The sequence below is a fragment of the Enterococcus sp. AMC2644 genome (assembly GCF_058216475.1).
Map to the genome: position 1 here is coordinate 30,762 of NZ_JBZACW010000002.1, position 18,166 is coordinate 48,927.

The following is an 18,166-nucleotide window of genomic DNA, read 5'->3' on the forward strand; positions in this document are numbered from 1 at the left end:
CTAAAATTCTCTCGGTTGCAATAACCAATCAGCTATATCTACTTTTTCAATTTCAAATTGCTTATCAGAAATTGTCTTTTCGTAAGCGATAAAATCATGCGCATATTGTTGCTCATTAAAAATAGCCACCACTTCGTCATTTTCTAAAACTCGATAAATAAATTTTTTCATTTTAATCCTCCTATTATGCTCAACTTAAATGACCTATTCACCAAGTCAATTATACTGCTAAAATCATATTAGGACAAATAAGTATACTCTAATGACCTATAAAAGATAGAAACTTAAAAAATCAAGTGTTCGCTTCGCTCTCACTGCCCCTCGACGTTTTAGTAGCCTTTCCCTCACTTCGTTCAGTCCAAGCCAACTAAAAGTTTTCGGGCTACTCTCTCTCCTTCTCCCCCTAATAATTAATTAAAATCTTACTTTGTATATTTCTGCTAATCATTCACTAAACAGCAAAGAAAAACAAACACGTATCATAGATATAAATGTAATGGCATAGTGCGGGTTTTAATTTCAGCCTGTATCGTAGCTAAACAAATCGAGTTGTGTGTCCGTTTTGGGGCGTTCTGCTAGCTTGTTTAAAGTCTCTTGAATGAATTTATCCTCTAAGTCAAAAGAATTTGTCAGCGCCTTTATATAGCTTTCTTTTTCTTCTTTTTTTACTTTAATGATCGATAGCAACAATGCTTTTCTTAAGCGGTTAGTGAAGCAGTTTGATGAACCGAAGGTTGTAGTCACAGATAAAGCCCCCTCTATTACAAGTGCCTTTAAGAAACTAAAAGAATACGGCTTTCATCAAGGGACAGAACATCGTACCATTAAATACCTGAATAATTTGATTGAACAAGACCATCGTCCAGTAAAGAGACGCAATAAATTCTATCGAAGTTTACGCACTGCCTCTACCACGATTAAAGGCATGGAAGCCATTCGAGGATTATATAAGAAAACCCGAAAAGAAGGCACTCTCTTCGGGTTTTCGGTCTGTACTGAAATCAAGGTATTATTGGGAATCCCAGCTTAAATCATAGATACCGTAAGGGATTTTATTCTTTATTTAAAACTTTGCAACAGAACCCTAAAAAGTGTTAAAATTCTTGTCAGAGGGGGAAATCACGATGAAAAACTATACGGACTATTTCTTTGATGAGCCAGCGTTTGATCTCCACGATGGCGGATACGTGCCGCTTGAGGTCAGTGATGCGCCTGAGAAGCCCTTAAATGTGCCGCCGTTGTTGAAACCGGATAAAGAGACGGCGACCGACGTTTATTACACGGTGACAGCAGAGGCTGGAGAAACGCAACTGTTACCTGGGGCGAAGACCAAGACGTGGGGCTATAATACCAGTCTGTTAGGTCAGACGATTGTGTATCGCCGTGGTCAGCATACGCATGTGACACTGAAAAACACCCTGCCTGAGTTGACCACTTTTCATTGGCATGGGGCTAATGTCAGTGGCCCTTATGTTGATGGCGGATGCCATGCGCCGGTTTATCCGGGTGAAAGTAAGTATATCGACTTCACATTGGAACAACCGGCGACGACTTTGTGGCTGCACGCGCATCCGTGCCCATCCACAGCCGAGCAGGTTTGGCATGGTTTGGCTGCCATGGTGATTGTCAAAGACGACCATGAAGCCGGCCTGCCATTGCCAAGGAACTATGGCGTTGACGATATTCCAGTCATTTTGCAAGACCGGCGTTTTCATGAGAACAACCAGTGGGACTACCGGGCTGATTATGATCCTGACGGTGTTGCTGGGCCAACTGCAATGATTAACGGTACAATCAATCCCTATTTTGATGTCACCACGCAAAAGGTCCGGTTGCGTTTTCTGGATGGTGCTAATCGCCGTGAATGGCGGTTGCATTTTTCCGATGACCTGCCATTTACGCAAATTGGCGGGGATGGCTCACTGTTACCGGAGCCGGTCAAATTTACCCATTTGATGCTGACTTGTGCTGAGCGTGCCGAAGTGATCGTTGATTTTGGCCAATACCATGAAGGCGACGAGGTCACCTTATATACGGATGATGTGCCATTGCTAAAGTTCCGCATTCATGCGTTCAAACCGGATCAGACTACCTTGCCTGATAAGTTGTTCGATGTGAAGGCACCAGTGGTTGACCCGGCTTTGCCAGTTCGCCACGTTGTGATGCAGGGGATGGACGAAGGTGTTGCGATTGATGGTAAAAAGTTTGCCATGCAGCGGATTGATGCCACGCAACCAATTGGCAAAGCCCAGTACTGGGATGTTACCAATAGCAATGATGCGCCTGGAATGGTTCATCCATTCCATGTGCATGGAACCCAATTCTTAGTCTTGTCGCGGAATGGGCATGCGCCGTATCCAAATGAATATGGTTTCAAAGATACCGTTGGCGTAAATCCTGGTGAAACGGTTCGGCTGCTGGTTCGCTTTGATTTGCCAGGGGTTTATATGTATCACTGCCATATCCTTGAGCACGAAGATGGCGGCATGATGGCACAGATTGAAACATTCGATCCAGCCAAGCCAAAGCAAGAATATAAATTGATGGATATGGATACGTTAATGATGGCCTTGGCTAAAGAACGTGGCGTCAAACCATCTGAGATTTGGATGGGCGGTATGCAGTCTTATGAAAAAATGGGAATGAAAATGTAAACGTCCCACAATACTAATATAGAAAAAGATGATTTTAATATGAACTCTCCAACGATCAAACATCGCGGGGCTTTGCTCAGAAGTCAATAAATTGGACTATTTTTATTCAGTTACTTAGGCAACATTTGAGATACGATTGCGATTATAAAAATTGATATACCAACCAATGGCTGCTTGGACTTCAGTTAATGTTTGGTATGCCTTCAGATACACCTCTTCACGCTTCAATATTGAACGAAACGCTTCCATACGGCCATTTTGATGATCTTAATGATCGTTAAAATAATGTGGGCACCTTAAGGGTGCCTTTTTGTTTGCTTTTATTGTATAACACCTATTAATTGCGATAGTCCACTACAATTTTTTTGTTATTATACACTTACGTTTACAGATTATTTTAATGTGGTTAAGCTGATACCAGCTTGCCCGACGCGGGTAGTGTTCTGCATGACATGCTCTCACTGAAGGTGATCCTGCAATGATAAATTGCCCCGTCACGGCGTGACCCGCCGGAGGTTTTACGAGCCGGATAATAGGCGCTGTAAAATAGCAGTTTGCCCAGTAGGAAGGGGAAACGCTACTGTCATCGCTTGTCGATGACTCGCCTCGCAGAGCCTGTCCAAAATAGTATTTTGGTATAACAGGCTATACCAGATTTTTAACGGTGTTATACTGGTCTTGGAAAACCTTTTTCGAGGAGGCATTTTTGATGGCGCATTTAAAGAAAAATACGCGTGGCGCAGTACCCGGTTTAGCGGTCCATTTTGAACGTAAAACCGACCATCACACTAACAAAGAAATTGATGTGTCGAAAGCATATCTGAATCAAGATCTCATGGCAGATGGTTCAGATATGCTTTCACGCTTCAATGCGCGTTTAAATGACGTTTATTGCATGAAAAGAGACGATGTGAAGGCGTTAGCGATTTGGATAGTCACTTTCCTGAAGAACTCGCAGAAGCACCCTACGAGCAACAGAGCGCCTTTTTTGAAGCAACCACGGCATTTCTCAATGACCGTTATGGTCAAGAAAATGCTGTGGCCGCCGTGGTGCATTATAACGAGACCACCCCTCACTTGCACTATGCCTTTGTCCCAGTGGTTTTTGATGATAAAAAATCACGTTATAAAGTCTCCGCTAAAGAAGTGCTCACGCGCCATGATTTACAAACCTTTCATGAGGATTTAAATCAGCATTTAAAAAAGGTGCTGCCCTTTTATGAACACGGTATTCTAAATAACAAAACCTTACCGTTTGAGAATGTCGCTGAAATCAAAAAATACAACGATCAGTTTAACGCCTTAAAAAACGAACTAGCTGACGTTGAAGAAAATATTAGGGCTAAACAGGCCGTACTTAAAATCACGGATCGAGCCTTAACGGAAGTTGACTTAGCCGAAAAACAAATTGATGATTTTATACAAGCCTTATCTAAAAACCTCTTTGGTAAGACGGTGCTTAAACCAGATGACTTAGATCGCTTTAAAAACGTGTTAGCCACGATGAAGAAAGCCACCTTACAAAGCCAGCATGAGACGGAAGAACTCAAGCAAACGTTAGGACAAGTCAAAGCACAATTAGCTGACGTCCAAGCAGACTATCAAAACCTGAAAGAAACGCATCAAGTACTTCAGAAGCGGCAGCGAGACCAGCAAAAGCTGGATTATGCCATGCGAGACATGCTTAAAAATGATTATGCTGTCGACAAGCTATCGCATACTGATGTGGAAGCTCGGTATGTTCTTTATAAGCTGGATCATGAAGAACTCACTCAAAATAAAAAAGAGGCCCAGTCCTGTTCAAAAACTCTCACGACAGCTAGAGCAAATCCAGATACGAAAATAGCGCCAACTAGATTAGATCGCGGTATCGAACAAGTTAAAGCATTAATTTTATTCTTTATTTAAAACTTTGCAACAGAACCTATGAATACGATAAAAGCCGCCTAGATAAAAAACGTCTCTCTCAGTTGAAGTAAACAATAGTTTTCGTTTTTCGGAATCCCATTCGTAGAATCCGGAAAGAGGGAACACGCAACGTGTCTCTCTGAAGGCTTTTGAGAAAGTTTTCTTTTCTTCTACTGTCTCCGCCCGTGCATTGATCATGAGCTGGCCTTTTTTAAATCCTTGGAATCCCCACTTGGTAACGCCAGGAACAATTTGCGAATCTTTATTAAGGCCAAGTGTAACCACATGATTTGAAGGGAAAATTTCGTTATATCCAACTCGAATTTGCTTGCTGGCAGCATTGGGAATTACTTGATCAGGTTCTGTTGCAAAGTTTTAAATCTACTATCAAATAAGGTAGAATAATAGAAAAAGATAGCAGGAGGAATGACGGTGAATCATTTTAAAGGAAAGCAATTTCAGCAGGATGTGATTATTGTAGCCGTGGGCTACTATCTTCGTTATAACCTTAGCTATCGTGAAGTTCAAGAAATCTTATATGATCGTGGCAGTAACGTTTCTCATACGACGATTTATCGTTGGGTGCAAGAATATGGCAAACTACTCTATCAAATTTGGAAAAAGAAAAATAAAAAATCCTTTTATTCATGGAAAATGGATGAAACGTACATCAAAATTAAAGGAAGATGGCATTATTTGTATCGAGCCATCGATGCAGATGGTTTAACCTTGGATATTTGGTTACGTAAAAAACGGGACACACAAGCAGCCTATGCTTTTCTTAAGCGGTTAGTGAAGCAGTTTGATGAACCGAAGGTTGTAGTCACAGATAAAGCCCCCTCTATTACAAGTGCCTTTAAGAAACTAAAAGAATACGGCTTTTATCAAGGGACAGAACATCGTACCATTAAATACCTGAATAATTTGATTGAACAAGACCATCGTCCAGTAAAGAGACGCAATAAATTCTATCGAAGTTTACGCACTGCCTCTACCACGATTAAAGGCATGGAAGCCATTCGAGGATTATATAAGAAAACCCGAAAAGAAGGTACTCTCTTCGGGTTTTCGGTCTGTACTGAAATCAAGGTATTATTGGGAATCCCAGCTTAAATCATAGATACCGTAAGGGATTTTATTCTTTATTTAAAACTTTGCAACAGAACCAAAATAGTGATAAATCAAGTTTTTATCAATTCTTTCAAGCGTTACCGTTTGCATAATTTTTTCATTGCTAGTAGTCTGGATTTGTACGAAAAAAAGAAAAGGATGTGTTTGATTTGGATAAGCAAAGTGAAGAAAAATTAGAAAATCTCGGCGCTTTTGAGATCAGTAACCAAATGTTGAAGCTGGCGCAAAAGAATCAGAAAAGTAATATCTTCTTGAACGCTGGTCGCGGAAATCCTAACTGGATCAATAAAAAAGCGCGCTTAGCTTTTGGACGGATCGTGGAATTCGGGATCCAAGAATCAGAGCGGACGATGGATCAAGGTGACCTGGCGGGTTATACCGAACTGGCAGGGATCCGGGAACGTTTTGAAGCTTTCTTAGAGCCAGAGAAAAACGCGACGGATCAATTTTTGATGGATACCTTGGCTTATGTGAAAGATGATCTACAGTTGGATCAGGATGAAGTCGTCAAGGAATGGGTGGACGGCGTGATCGGGAATAATTATCCGGTCCCAAGTCGGGTCTTGAAAAATGCAGAAGTCATTATCAATCAATATCTCCAATCCGCTTTATACAACGGTGTCACTCTAGCCGACCAAACGCAATTGTTCCCAACAGAAGGTGGAACAGCAGCGATCGTTTATATTTTTAATTCCCTAAAAGAAAACAAATTGATCAAGGCCGGTGACAAGATCGCTATCAATACACCGATCTTTACGCCTTATCTACAAATCCCTGAGTTGAACGACTACGAAATGGTGGAGATCAATCTACGTTCAACGGAAGAAAATAATTGGCAGATCTCACCGGAAGCCATCGATAAATTGCAAGATGAATCCATCAAAGCTTTCTTCATCGTCAATCCTAGTAACCCTGGCTCAAAAGCCTTTGACGACAAAGCTTTGAAAGAGATCCAAAAAGCCGTGGAAAAAAATCCGAATTTGATGATCATTACCGATGATGTTTACGGGACCTTCGTGGATAATTTCCAAACCGTCTATAGTATGGTACCTCACAATACCTTGCTGGTTTATTCCTTCTCGAAACTCTTTGGCGCGACGGGTTGGCGTTTAGGCGTGATCGGGGTCCATCAAGATAATGTCTTTGATAAACTGATCGCCGGACTTTCTGATGACAACAAAAAAGCGTTACACAAACGCTACAGCTTAGTCACATTGGAACCGGAAAAAATGAAATTCATCGATCGGATGGTAGCTGACAGCCGCTCGATCGGTCTGTATCATACGTCTGGTTTATCCACGCCGCAACAAATGATGGAAGTCTTGTTCTCCTTGACCCACTTAGTCAATCGCGACCAAACGGATCCATATATCGAAAGCTCGAAAAAATTAGTCGACACTCGTTATACCGATCTTTTTGAATCACTGGGTGTGCCAAAAGATGACAGTCCGGAAAACGCGAAATATTATTCCTTGATCGATGTTTACAGCCTAGCGGAAAAACACTATGGCAAAGACTTCCGGGAATATTTGCAAAACAACTTCGAACAAGTCGATTTCTTATTGAATTTGGCGCAAAAGAATGGCGTTGTGTTGATGGATGGTGTCGGATTTGGCGCCGCTGCTGGGGACTTGCGGGTCTCTGAAGCCAACTTGCCAACGGAAGACTATCGCTTGATCGGGAAACAAGTCCTGGAACTTTTAACGGAATACCACGAAGCCTACAAGAAAGCTTAAGGGGGTATGAGAGATGAAAGCAGTCACAGATTTTTTGCTTAATACACCCGCCTTAACGATCTTCCTTTGTTTGGCGGTAGGTTATCTAGTTGGTAAATTCCGGATCAAGAGTTTCTCTCTCGGTTCGACCGTTGGGGTTTTGCTCGTGGGACTTTTGATCGGCCAAATCGGCGTCTTCAAAATCGATCCGGTAGTTAAGGATATCTTTTTTGACCTCTTTATCTTCACGATCGGTTATGAAGTTGGTCCAGCCTTCGTTCGTAGCTTGAAGAAAACCGGACTGAAGATCGTGATCCAAAGTGTCTTCTTTGCCGCCGTTGGTTTAGGGGTCGCGCTGGCCTTGTTTAAAGTATTCAAAGTCGGTGTCGGGGAAGCTGCCGGAATCATTTCCGGTGCCTTAACCCAGTCCGCTACCATCGGGACCGCGACTTCAGCGATCAATGGGCTGGATATTTCATCAGCTTTGAAGAACACCTATACCTCGGAGATCGCCATCGCCTACGCTTTGACCTATGTCTTTGGGACGGTAGGGGTTTTGATCTTCTTGAAAAATATCGCCCCCATGATCTTAGGCATCAACCTTAAAGAAGAAACCAAAAAAATGATGGAAAAATTGGACTTCACTGGCCAAGGCAGTTCTGTTTTAACCAGCAGTATCAATTTGCGGGTCTTTGATGTCGGTCCAAACGCGCCGATCATCGGCAAAACGGTGGCAGAATTTGAAAAAATGTACCAAGGCCGTTTTATCGTAGAAGAGATCGTCCGTAACCAACAGTTGCTTGACGCGACCCCTGATGTCGTAATCCAAGAACATGATTACTTGGTGATCGTCGGCAATGTTGATGAATTCTTGAAATTCATGGCGAAAAATCCCACGATCAAAGAATTACCAAGCAAACCTTACCGCAAAATCCAATTGAAAAGTCCAACGGTGATGCTGACCAAAGTCTTCAATTATCATGCGGTGGAAGAATTGATCGACGCCGGTGTGATGATCACTAAAGCCGAACGCAATGGCGCACCAATCACTGATCTGACGACGCTAAGAGCCGATGATCGGATCACCATCATGGGTACGCAGCGGGCGATCCAAAAAGTCCTGCCAAGTCTCGGTTATGAAGTGATCGATGGTGCCGAAACCGATGTTAGTTACCTTTCTATCGGGATCGTCTTGGGAATCTTACTGGGTACGATCGTGATTACCCTTGGAACGATCCCATTGACCCTTGGGACCGGTGGCGGGGCATTATTCCTTGGTTTGTTCTTCGGTTGGTACCAAGACAAACATGCCAACCATGGTAATATTCCCGCCTCCACTCGCTGGTTCTTAAAGAGCGTCGGTTTGAATCTATTCATCGCCGTCGTCGGTTTGCAAGCCGGCCGGGAATTTGTTCCCGCTTTGGAAAAAATGGGTTGGAGTGTCCTCTTGATCGGGGCGATCATCTCCATCGTGCCCCATCTGGTGACACTCCTGTTTGGGAATTATGTCTTGAAACTCAATCCGATCGATAATATCGGGTCCTTGACCGGGGCCGGCACTATCAACGCCGCCTTGAACGCCATCAATGAAGAGACCGGCAGCAGTATCTTCGCGCTGAGCTTCACTCCAGCCTATGCAGTCGGCAACATCCTCTTGACCGTCTTAGGGCCATTGGTAGTCGCGTTAATGAGTTAAAAAAAAATAAAAAAACTTGGCTTATCTCTCTTTTTACAGAGAACAAGCCAAGTTTTTTTTGGTAACTGCCCTATTTTTCTTTTTTTTATTTATTTAACTCTTTTTTTATTAATCGTTTTTACAAATATGTGAACTATAAAAACACCTATTAAGTAAGACACAAATACAATTACATATCCAATTAACAAATGAGAAATTGAAGCACTAGAAAAAGTTATATCTCCACTAAACAAATCTATCGAAAAACTAATTAATATATAAAAGAATGCAACGACTGCTGCTGTTGATATATTTTTCATGATCTAAGCCCCTTTCTTCTTTAATTTTTAAAGCCCTGGAAGTTTAGGTATTTTAGGTATTGGTGGTTTAGGTGGCTGCAAGCTTTCCATTTTTTGTTGAATTGCTTTAAATTCAGGGGTTTCTTGGTGTTGATTTTGAACCATTTTTTGCTCTATTCTCTCCAAAGTCGGTTGAATTTCTTTCCCTGATACTTTACGATTTAATTCTCTTTCTAAGGTCTCTTTCGGACTAATGGAAGGCGTTTCTAAGCTTGAATAGAGTTTCACTCCTTCTCTATTGTAAAGCCTTATATCGCTAAATAAGCCCGTTTTATGAAGGGTTTCTAAATTGGTCGGTAAGTTTTTGACAACAATATCATGTGCTTGTTTTGGTGTTGCCCTGGCTGTCATTGGATCATCTGCATACATAGTTTCATACCGTTCAATTGTTCCTAAATATGAGTTGATTTTAGGTACTGCCATGATATACATTTTTGTTTCATAACCTTTAGATTGAAGCATTGTGGCTGTTTGAATAGGAACGTCTGTTGTTCGTCCTGTGCCTTCAATCACTAAATTATAGCCTTGATCGCTTAAACGGCTAATAAGTGCTTCTGTCATACGATTAGAATAGGGTGTTGCATGTTTTACTACGTCTTTTTCATAGAGTTTCACTAATTCGTCAAAATTTGGGTGCTGTTGTTTAAAGGTATCATTATCAATAAAAGATAAAGTCAAAATCCCATAATAAATTTTCAAAAGAACAGACCATTCTTTGATCCTATTAAGAACAGCTATCTCCTCCTCCGTCATCAATCAATCCACCTGTTCTTTCTTCTTTTTTGGATTGATACTCTTTAAGAACTTCTCCTCCAACACCAATAAATGACGATAAACATCATCCATCGACCAGCCTGAAGAAAGACTAAGACAATATAAAAAATCACAAGGTAACGTTTTTACTGCACGGTTTCTAGTTACCCAGCTTGCTACTGTACTCTGCTTATAGCCATGCAACTCACAAAATTGCTCTACTGTCATACCTAACCGCGAAATAATAAATACATTGATCGGGTAGGGATATACAAAGTTATTGATACTCATAGTCAGAAAGACCTCCCCCCATATTATTACGTTTGCGATAATAGTACTACTCTTTCTTAAGACCAGCAAGCAAGGCGGAGAAAAAGAAGGAACGTATCATAGATATAATGTAATAGGCAATTTGCACCTTTTAATTTCAACCTGTATCAATCATGAACAGATCTGTTTGCACGCCGATCTTATTGGGTTCTATCAAGCGTTTCAGTGCTGTCTGGATAAACATGTATTCTCTTCCAAAAGCTTCTGAGATCGCAGCGAAATAAGCCCCCTGGCTTTCTTTTTTTAGCCGGATAACGGAGCGCATCAATCCATGTATCGAAGCTAGCATAATACCTCCATTACGACCAGCACGAACACGAAAATGAATTTTGTTCTCTTCTCTTAACTGCTTCAGTACTTTGTCCAGGGAACGTTTTGGGATCTTTAAACGTTCAGTTAACTCTTTTTTTGTAGAAAGAATGTATGGTTGTTCTTCATAGGATTGCTCATTCAAATAGGACAGTAGATCTTCTGCCCATTCATGACTATGTGAATACTTGCGAACAGCTCTTTCTTTCTTGAATTTCCACCAACCCCGTTTTTTGTTGAATAGTTGCTCTTCAGAAAGATTGGCATCGACCCACTCTTGGCATAATAGGACAATTTTTTCTCTGTGCGCTGCTTGATATTTTCCGGAGTAAGCGGAACGAATGATTCTGGTTAATTCTCGATCAGATAAAGGGTTAGCCAAGCGGTCATTGAATTCTAACATCGTCAATTCACATGCTTCTACTTCGTATCCTGACGAAAAGTATGCCAAAGACAAGGTGAATATGACATTATTTCGACCATATACGCCCTTTTCACCTTGTATTTTTTGACTTTTTAGCAACAGCTGGAACCAGGGTTCATCGACTTGACGAAATTCTTGAGTAGATGGTAATACAAAAACGTTCTTGATCTCCGCTTTTTTGTCCGCATCTTCTCTCATTGACCAGTCGATCCATTCTTCGAAACTATAACAATACTGTGGTTCAAAGAATAAAACATTCTCTTCAGAAGGCATACGTGTGATCCCAAAATGATTGGCATTTACATCAACTGGAAACCGATAATCATTTGAAAATTTGTTTCTTAGATTTTTTGAGATCATTTTGGCCACATTGATCACTTTAAAATTTGATTTCTTCGTCACGTATGCAGGCTTGTCTAGTACATAGAAAGCTTGAAATCCATGCGGTGTACGTAGAATCATTGTCGGCATAAAGCCGATCTCGTGACTGGCCAAGATAATTTCTCCATAGTCAAAGTTTGGATCCAATGTGTCAAAATCAACAAAGAAAGTATTGATTTGGCGTAAATTGTCCTCCGAATGACCTTTTGTAAACATTCTGGCTTCATCAGCATACGTTCCATAGCGAAATACATTTGGTGTCCAATGAGTGAATCGATTATTGTTTTCGATCACCCCTTCTTCTGAAGTGATCACTAGTCCAATCCCCTCGATCATGTGTTCCTTTGAACGGTACGCAAAAATAGCCCCCTTCCCCGACTGATCACTAAAAGAGACCGGTTTTAGGTGGCTGTTTTTATATTTGAATTTACGGATACCATTTTGTAATACCGTCGAATATACGACATCCAAAGAAGCTGCCATGACTGTTATTCCTTCCCAAACTAAAAGAGAACACAAATAATCTTAAAGATTTGTGTTCTCCCAATAGCTTAGAAGTCTTAAATGAATGACAAAACAAGCATGTATATATTGAGTTGCTCGTCAAAAAATGGTAGAATAAATCTGTAAGTTCGGATTGTCAGTCCGAAAGACTTATCAAAATTACATAAGTGGTTGTCAGCCACTTACATAACTTCTGAGACGAGCGAGAACACATAGGCTTTTATGTGATTCAGATAGAATAGTGAGGCCAATTTCACTTTTTTATCCGTCTCTTTTTTTTATGTAATTTTCTTTTAAAGTGTAAACTTTTTTTTAATGCTGTAAACCTTTTTTTTATACTACAAAGTTACCCTATTTTTAAACATTTGTAAAGATTATCAAGTGACCTGATTATAAATTATACTTTATAAACTATAATTTATAAAGTATAATTGACAACATATTTCCTTCTGGTATAATGTTCTTAGACAGATATATATATTATATTTCGCAATTTATATTTTATATTTTATAAACGGGAGGTTTGTTTAATGGAATTATCGCAAGAAAACTTGAAAATTGTTTTTGAATATAGAAATGTCGTCAGAAGACCATTAACTATTACTGTAGCAAATTCCAAGGGTGGAGTAGGTAAAACTACTATTATAAGATACTTGAGCTACGTACTTGCTAATATGGGATTTAAAGTGTTGGTAGTGGATGCCGATCCGCAATCAAATACTACAAAGACGATGTTGTTGACTAAAAATTATCACTCTAAAGACGATGACATTTTCATTATTGAAAAAACTATGCTAGCTGGGATCGTTGAACGAGATTTAAAACAATTAGTTCTTCCAATTATTGAAAACTTGGATTGCATTCCATCACATATAGATTTTAAAAACTTTCCAAAATATTTAACCAAGCTTTATGGGGACGCTATAGAAGGAATAGACGCTGATTATATCGAGGTCGAAAAAAACAGAATCTCCGTCTTGAAAGATTTACTTGAGCCAGTCAAGCCGGAATACGATTTTGTTCTCATCGATACTCCACCTACTATGTCTGATTTCACTAGGAATGCTGCTTACGCTTCTGACTATATTATTATGGCTTTTCAAACCCAATCTGATAGCTTAGATGGCGTTGAAGATTATATATCAGAAGAAGTCACTCCTCTTGTTGAAAAATTTGATTGTAAGACTGAAATAGTTGGAATACTTCCAAATCAGTTGAGTAAAGGTAGTATAGATCGCCAAGTTGTCAATGATGCTATCGAAAAGTTTGGTGATCAAAACCTTTTTGATAATATTTTACCACATGTTAAGCGAGTGCAAACAACACCGAGGACAGGTTTAAATACTGACACTTATTGGGACAAACTTGCTTACGAAGAAGTTTTTGTACCTTTAGCAAAAGATTTCATTCATAGAATAAAGTTATTCGAAGGAGAAAACTAACATGACCGATAATGCAAAACCAGGTTTCTTTTCAAAGCAAAAACCTGATAATTCTTATAAAGAAATCCCTAAACCGAAATCAGCATTTACTTCTGACAACACAGATTTACTAGAAAATATTCACCCTGAAGAAGACGTATTGAAGATAAACAACAAGTCGCTTGGTATACCAGCGATAGTCTGGTGCGAATTTACTGCTTTGCTTGATACTACTGATAATGATTATACCTATGAACTACTCGAAGAATTAATTCACGAAAGAACTGCACGTTTCGATCACAATCAAAAAACAACCTACAACCGTATATTAGAGCGTAAGAAAGATCAGGAAAGAGAACGGATATATAAGAAAGAAAAAAGGAAGAAGATATAAATCTTCTTCCTTTTTATATTTTGTAAAGTACAATTTATAATTTATATTTTGCAAATTATAAATTGCAACAAAAATTAAGCCTTTAAATACAATTAATTACTCGCTGGCAAAGGTTTTATAAATATTATTTTATAATTTATAAATATAACCAGCCGTGTTCTCTTGACTATAAAAGCGAACATGTGTTCTAATGCGTATATAAAACGTATCTTTTTTTAGAAAAGGGGATTTATCATGGCTATGCAATTTGGCGTAAATCCAAGGTTTGACTATACTAAAGAACCCTCACGAGATATTCTCTGTATCGACTGTAAGTCATTTTATGCATCCGTAGAATGCGTAGAAAGAGGACTAAATCCTTTAAAGACAAAGTTAGTGGTCATGTCCTATCCTTCAGACGATCCTTCTCAGCGAGGAAGTGGGTTAATCCTGGCATCGAGTCCGGCCGCAAAAAAAGCCTATGGAATTTCTAATGTCAGTCGATCACGAGATCTTCCTTTTCCGTATCCGGAAGACCTCGTGATTGCACCTCCACGTATGGCACTTTATATGCGCAAAAATATGGTGATTAACAACATCTACAAAAAGTACGCTGACGAGCAAAATCATGCTGTGTATAGTATAGATGAGAGCTTCTTAGACGTTACTGATTCACTAAAATTGTTTGGCACAAAGAATACCCGAGAATTGGCTAAAATGATTCAAATCGATGTATTTAAACAAACAGGAATCTATACTACGATCGGGATTGGCGATAATCCATTGCTGGCCAAGTTTGCGTTGGATCTTGAAAGCAAGAAAAATCCTGACATGAAAGCTGAATGGCGATACGAGGACGTACAAGAGAAGCTTTGGTCTGTTAAAGAAATAACAGATGTGTGGGGGATTGGCCACCGGACAGCAATCAGACTGAACCGAATGGGCATATTTACTATGCATGATCTGGCACACGCAAATTATTATCAGCTGAAGCAAAATTTTGGTGTCTTAGGTACTCAACTATATGCACACAGCTGGGGCATCGATCGATCATTCTTAGGTCAGAAATACAAAGTAAAATCTAAGTCGATAGGGAACAGTCAGGTGTTAAACCGTGATTATACACGTCGAAATGAAATAGAAATTGTAATCAAAGAAATGGCTGATCAAGTAGCAACAAGATTGAGAAGATCGGGAGCTAAAGCTGAAGTCATATCTTTGTGGATCGGATTTTCAATGGGCTATGTGGATCGATCAGGGAGTAGAGGGTTTCACCAGCAAATGAAGGTGCCAGCAACCAATAGCAGCAAACAAATTGCAAACTACTTACTGCAGATATTTGATCGTCATTACAAATACCAGGATATTCGAAATGTGGGAGTAAACTGTTCAAAGCTCGTTTATTCTAATGCTTTGCAGCTTGATCTCTTTGAAGATCCGAACGAGCAAGTAAAAGACTTAAAAATCGATTATGTTGTAGATACCATACGCAAAAAATTCGGATTTAAGTCGATCGTTCATGCAAATAGCATTATGGAAGGCGGACGTGCGATTGCTCGCAGCAGTCTTGTTGGAGGGCATGCAGGCGGTATGTCTGGAATTGAAGGTGTTGAAGGTCATGGTAAAACGTACTAAGAAAACTTTTATAGACTATAATCAATACAGAGATCGCCCATTCGGATTGAAGTGGGCAACGGCTTACGCCATGGATGATCTTATGAAAGGTGTTATAGAAAACGAAGCCTGGGCTACAAAAGAAGTTGTTGGTTTGGAGTTAATGACCCGTGAGGAAATCGACGCAATACTATCAGAATCGTTCCTTTATCGCAAGCCCATATCGCTGCAATTAAACACTAAAGACGAATTTGGGCGATTTTTGGATCCTGTCGAAGGACAATTTCTTGGTGAAGCATATGAAGATTATTTTGTATTGAATGAACAAGCGATCAATTGGACAGATGTCCGACATGTATCCATGAAAAAAGAGGAAAAATGGTTTAAAGTTGATTATTTTCAGGACGGAAAATCTTCTCGCAACAAGCAAAATAAAAAAGAGAGTAAAATAGAAAAAGAGATTGAGTTAATCAAAAATGAGTATTATCAGGACTTTGCAGACGACGGTTGAAGATCATTGTCCATCATTTGACTTTGAAATTTCCTTAGAATGGCTCTCTGACACACGTTTTTTAAACAGATCAGAAAAGGAGAGGAAGAATATGTGTGGAAGATATTTTTTTGATTTATCTTCAGATGAACTAAAAAGCTACTATGATCACGTTGTTTTAAATGCTACAGGTAAACATATTCGTGTTGGTTTTAATGAAATTTTTCCAACTAATAATATAGTAACACTAGGACTTAATCAGGATTCAAGGGTAGTACCAGGAATCACTCAGTGGGGTTTCCAAGGATTTAAACCCGGTCAACTTATGATCAACGCACATTCAGAAACAGTAGAAGAAAAGAAGACTTTTTTTCAAATAGACGGAAATATAATACGGTTCAGATAAAAAGAAACAAACAAAAAGCACACTCTTAATTGATATGCTCCCCCTATATAGGACACTGAAATATAAAAGTCCTATATAGGGGGTATTTTGTATGCCAAAAAGAAAGATGAAACTCACGCCAGAAAAACGAATAGAACTAGTAGAGAGCTATTTAAATGGCAAAGACAGCTTGAATAGCCTTGCCAGTACAGTTGGGATTAATACGGAAACTTTACGAAGATGGATTATGCTTTATGAGAACGAAGGTCCTACTGGCTTATTGGCAAAGCGGAAAAATACACATTATTCGATTGAAACAAAGCTTCAAGCTGTAAATGATTATCTGAATGGTTTAGGGAGTCTGTCAGAAATTACTAAGAAATATGGACTGAGAGGTAAAACGCAACTACAAGACTGGATAAAGATATATAATACTCGTGGAAACTTCAAATCAGGAAGCGGTGGAAGTCAAATGAGTCAATCTAGAAAAACAACCTTCAAAGAACGTGTGGAAATCGTCCATTACTGTATCGTACACAATCGTAACTATGGAGAAACAGCGATTAAGTACCAAGTATCTTACCAACAAGTTCGTAACTGGGTACTAAAATATGATGAAATGGGCGAAGCTGGATTAAAAGATCGCCGAGGGCATCGCGCCGGTACCGAACCCAGCAGAACACCGGAAGAGGAAATGCGTGATCGATTAGCTGAACAAGAGCGGCGGATTCGACAGCTGGAGATGGAAAATGACCTCTTAAAAAAAGTCAGGGAATTAGAAGGGAAGTGGGATTAGATCTTATTCGCCATGTCTTTGAATATGAAGCCATTAAGGAACTTCATGCCCTCAAAAATTATCCGATAAAACCAATGTGTGAATTCTTACATGTTTCTAGATCAGCCTACTACCGTTGGATAAAGCAACCAAAATCAGCACAAACAATTTTCAATGAGCACTTGGCAGACCTAATTAGATACATCTATGAGGCAGATAACGATAAGGGATATCGAAGAATATGTGATGATTTAGTTCAAGATTATGGCTTACATGTCAATGATAAAAGAGTATTACGCATTTGCCGTAGCCTTCAAATTAAATCGACGGTCAAACACAATCCGAATGGGATTACTAAAGCATCGAAAAGTCCTTATCATATTGCCAAGAACTACTTAAATCGGAACTTCCATGCGGATAAAGTGAATGAAAAATGGCTAACTGACGTGAGTGAGTTTAAGTATTATGAAGGAAATCAAGTGAAGAAAGTGTACCTCAGTGCCATTCTAGATTTAGCAGATCGGCGGATTGTCTCATTTGTCATTAGTGATAGAAATGATAATAAACTAGTTTTTGATACTTTTGATGAAGCTGTACGACTTGAACCGGACGCTCACCCACTATTTCACAGTGACCGTGGTTTTCAATATACGAGTAAGCAGATGAGAACCCGAGTGATGAAACATAAAATGAAACAAAGCATGTCACGAGTGGGTCGTTGTATCGATAATGGTCCAATGGAAGGTTTCTGGGGAACACTGAAACGTGAAAAATACTATCGTCGTAAATTCACTAGCAGAGAAAGTCTCGTTTCAATGATTGAAAAGTATATATATTATTACAACAATGGCCGCTATCAACGCTGTTTGAATTCAAAAACACCATTACAAGTTCACCAACAGCTTTTAATGGCAGCCTAATATTCGTCTAGCTTTGATGTGTGAAATGTTTTTAGTTTCACTCAT

Annotated in this window: 16 protein-coding genes and 4 pseudogenes; 13 read left to right on the forward strand and 7 right to left on the reverse strand. The window is 39.6% G+C overall.

Translation table 11 applies throughout. The annotated features are described in order from the left end of the window. Window positions 1-171 (reverse strand): hypothetical protein, encoded by a 171-nt coding sequence (locus AC4BC5_RS15055; protein ID WP_002415115.1) that lies wholly within the window; start codon window positions 169-171, stop codon window positions 1-3. Between the two features lie 520 nt (window positions 172-691). Between AC4BC5_RS15055 and AC4BC5_RS15060 the strand changes: the two are divergent. Continuing rightward, window positions 692-1,030 (forward strand): annotated as a pseudogene (locus AC4BC5_RS15060) (IS6-like element IS1216 family transposase); the annotation flags it as partial. A 94-nt stretch (window positions 1,031-1,124) separates the two neighbouring features. Beyond that, entirely contained in the window at window positions 1,125-2,654 is a 1,530-nt protein-coding gene (locus tag AC4BC5_RS15065) for a multicopper oxidase family protein (RefSeq protein ID WP_081135853.1), read from the forward strand. Window positions 2,655-2,768: 114 nt separating this feature from the next. Here the strand turns inward: AC4BC5_RS15065 and AC4BC5_RS15070 are convergent, their stop codons facing one another. Further along, the gene (locus AC4BC5_RS15070) at window positions 2,769-2,903 is read right to left on the reverse strand and encodes an IS3 family transposase (protein ID WP_105195096.1); all 135 of its coding nucleotides are present in this window, start codon (window positions 2,901-2,903) and stop codon (window positions 2,769-2,771) included. A gap of 460 nt (window positions 2,904-3,363) precedes the next feature. On the opposite strand from AC4BC5_RS15070, the pseudogene mobV reads away from it, so the two are divergent. After that, a pseudogene (gene mobV, locus AC4BC5_RS15075) lies at window positions 3,364-4,562 on the forward strand (MobV family relaxase). A gap of 15 nt (window positions 4,563-4,577) precedes the next feature. On the opposite strand, the pseudogene AC4BC5_RS15080 reads toward mobV, so the two are convergent. After that, window positions 4,578-4,910, reverse strand: a pseudogene (locus AC4BC5_RS15080) (SOS response-associated peptidase family protein); the annotation flags it as partial. 84 nt (window positions 4,911-4,994) lie between these two features. On the opposite strand from AC4BC5_RS15080, the gene AC4BC5_RS15085 reads away from it, so the two are divergent. The 3 genes from AC4BC5_RS15085 (at window position 4,995) to aspT (ending at window position 9,104) form a co-directional block, all read left to right on the forward strand. After that, window positions 4,995-5,675 (forward strand): IS6-like element IS1216 family transposase, encoded by a 681-nt coding sequence (locus tag AC4BC5_RS15085; RefSeq protein ID WP_490497577.1) that lies wholly within the window; start codon window positions 4,995-4,997, stop codon window positions 5,673-5,675. A 167-nt stretch (window positions 5,676-5,842) separates the two neighbouring features. Continuing rightward, a complete protein-coding gene (locus AC4BC5_RS15090) occupies window positions 5,843-7,429 on the forward strand; it encodes a bifunctional aspartate transaminase/aspartate 4-decarboxylase (RefSeq protein WP_490497578.1) in 1,587 nt (528 codons plus the stop codon). A gap of 13 nt (window positions 7,430-7,442) precedes the next feature. Beyond that, a complete protein-coding gene (gene aspT / locus AC4BC5_RS15095) occupies window positions 7,443-9,104 on the forward strand; it encodes an aspartate-alanine antiporter (protein WP_490497579.1) in 1,662 nt (553 codons plus the stop codon). 89 nt (window positions 9,105-9,193) lie between these two features. Here aspT and AC4BC5_RS15100 read toward each other — a convergent pair whose 3' ends face one another. The 4 genes from AC4BC5_RS15100 to AC4BC5_RS15115 form a co-directional block, all read right to left on the reverse strand. Beyond that, window positions 9,194-9,403: a hypothetical protein gene (locus AC4BC5_RS15100; RefSeq protein ID WP_025479636.1), complete on the reverse strand. Its 210-nt coding sequence runs from the start codon at window positions 9,401-9,403 to the stop codon at window positions 9,194-9,196. A 27-nt stretch (window positions 9,404-9,430) separates the two neighbouring features. Next, window positions 9,431-10,195 carry a zeta toxin family protein gene (locus AC4BC5_RS15105; RefSeq protein ID WP_490497580.1) on the reverse strand — a complete coding sequence of 255 codons (765 nt, stop codon included), beginning with the start codon at window positions 10,193-10,195 and terminating at the stop codon, window positions 9,431-9,433. Between the two features lie 3 nt (window positions 10,196-10,198). Continuing rightward, entirely contained in the window at window positions 10,199-10,486 is a 288-nt protein-coding gene (locus tag AC4BC5_RS15110; RefSeq protein WP_490497581.1) for a type III secretion system protein PrgN, read from the reverse strand. Window positions 10,487-10,622: 136 nt separating this feature from the next. Beyond that, window positions 10,623-12,122, reverse strand: coding sequence for a primase C-terminal domain-containing protein (locus AC4BC5_RS15115; protein WP_490497582.1), 1,500 nt, complete (start codon window positions 12,120-12,122; stop codon window positions 10,623-10,625). 551 nt (window positions 12,123-12,673) lie between these two features. Between AC4BC5_RS15115 and AC4BC5_RS15120 the strand changes: the two genes are divergently transcribed. The 7 genes and pseudogenes from AC4BC5_RS15120 (at window position 12,674) to AC4BC5_RS15150 (ending at window position 18,121) form a co-directional block, all read left to right on the forward strand. Then, window positions 12,674-13,585, forward strand: a complete 912-nt coding sequence (locus AC4BC5_RS15120) for a ParA family protein (RefSeq protein ID WP_002333825.1) — start codon at window positions 12,674-12,676, stop codon at window positions 13,583-13,585. 1 nt (window position 13,586) lies between these two features. Next, on the forward strand, window positions 13,587-13,958 hold the full coding sequence (locus AC4BC5_RS15125) for a hypothetical protein (RefSeq protein ID WP_016612373.1): 372 nt from the start codon (window positions 13,587-13,589) through the stop codon (window positions 13,956-13,958). A 234-nt stretch (window positions 13,959-14,192) separates the two neighbouring features. Then, window positions 14,193-15,572: a Y-family DNA polymerase gene (locus tag AC4BC5_RS15130; protein ID WP_490497583.1), complete on the forward strand. Its 1,380-nt coding sequence runs from the start codon at window positions 14,193-14,195 to the stop codon at window positions 15,570-15,572. Further along, window positions 15,556-16,062, forward strand: coding sequence for a hypothetical protein (locus AC4BC5_RS15135; RefSeq protein ID WP_490497584.1), 507 nt, complete (start codon window positions 15,556-15,558; stop codon window positions 16,060-16,062). The genes AC4BC5_RS15130 and AC4BC5_RS15135 overlap by 17 nt, the downstream gene beginning before the upstream one ends. A gap of 91 nt (window positions 16,063-16,153) precedes the next feature. Then, window positions 16,154-16,411: pseudogene (locus tag AC4BC5_RS15140) on the forward strand (SOS response-associated peptidase family protein); the annotation flags it as partial. A gap of 127 nt (window positions 16,412-16,538) precedes the next feature. Beyond that, window positions 16,539-17,222 carry a transposase gene (locus AC4BC5_RS15145; protein ID WP_490495040.1) on the forward strand — a complete coding sequence of 228 codons (684 nt, stop codon included), beginning with the start codon at window positions 16,539-16,541 and terminating at the stop codon, window positions 17,220-17,222. After that, entirely contained in the window at window positions 17,213-18,121 is a 909-nt protein-coding gene (locus AC4BC5_RS15150; protein ID WP_490495041.1) for an IS3 family transposase, read from the forward strand. Before AC4BC5_RS15145 ends, AC4BC5_RS15150 begins: the two co-directional genes overlap by 10 nt. Window positions 18,122-18,166: the final 45 nt, after the last annotated feature.

Coding starts and splice junctions, on each gene's coding strand:
- AC4BC5_RS15055 (WP_002415115.1), bottom strand. CDS start 171: ATGAAAAAATTTATTTATCGAGTTTTAGAAAATGACGAAGTGGTGGCT.
- AC4BC5_RS15065 (WP_081135853.1), top strand. CDS start 1,125: ATGAAAAACTATACGGACTATTTCTTTGATGAGCCAGCGTTTGATCTC.
- AC4BC5_RS15070 (WP_105195096.1), bottom strand. CDS start 2,903: ATGGAAGCGTTTCGTTCAATATTGAAGCGTGAAGAGGTGTATCTGAAG.
- aspT (WP_490497579.1), top strand. CDS start 7,443: ATGAAAGCAGTCACAGATTTTTTGCTTAATACACCCGCCTTAACGATC.
- AC4BC5_RS15100 (WP_025479636.1), bottom strand. CDS start 9,403: ATGAAAAATATATCAACAGCAGCAGTCGTTGCATTCTTTTATATATTA.
- AC4BC5_RS15105 (WP_490497580.1), bottom strand. CDS start 10,195: ATGACGGAGGAGGAGATAGCTGTTCTTAATAGGATCAAAGAATGGTCT.
- AC4BC5_RS15110 (WP_490497581.1), bottom strand. CDS start 10,486: ATGAGTATCAATAACTTTGTATATCCCTACCCGATCAATGTATTTATT.
- AC4BC5_RS15115 (WP_490497582.1), bottom strand. CDS start 12,122: ATGGCAGCTTCTTTGGATGTCGTATATTCGACGGTATTACAAAATGGT.
- AC4BC5_RS15120 (WP_002333825.1), top strand. CDS start 12,674: ATGGAATTATCGCAAGAAAACTTGAAAATTGTTTTTGAATATAGAAAT.
- AC4BC5_RS15125 (WP_016612373.1), top strand. CDS start 13,587: ATGACCGATAATGCAAAACCAGGTTTCTTTTCAAAGCAAAAACCTGAT.
- AC4BC5_RS15130 (WP_490497583.1), top strand. CDS start 14,193: ATGGCTATGCAATTTGGCGTAAATCCAAGGTTTGACTATACTAAAGAA.
- AC4BC5_RS15135 (WP_490497584.1), top strand. CDS start 15,556: ATGGTAAAACGTACTAAGAAAACTTTTATAGACTATAATCAATACAGA.
- AC4BC5_RS15145 (WP_490495040.1), top strand. CDS start 16,539: ATGCCAAAAAGAAAGATGAAACTCACGCCAGAAAAACGAATAGAACTA.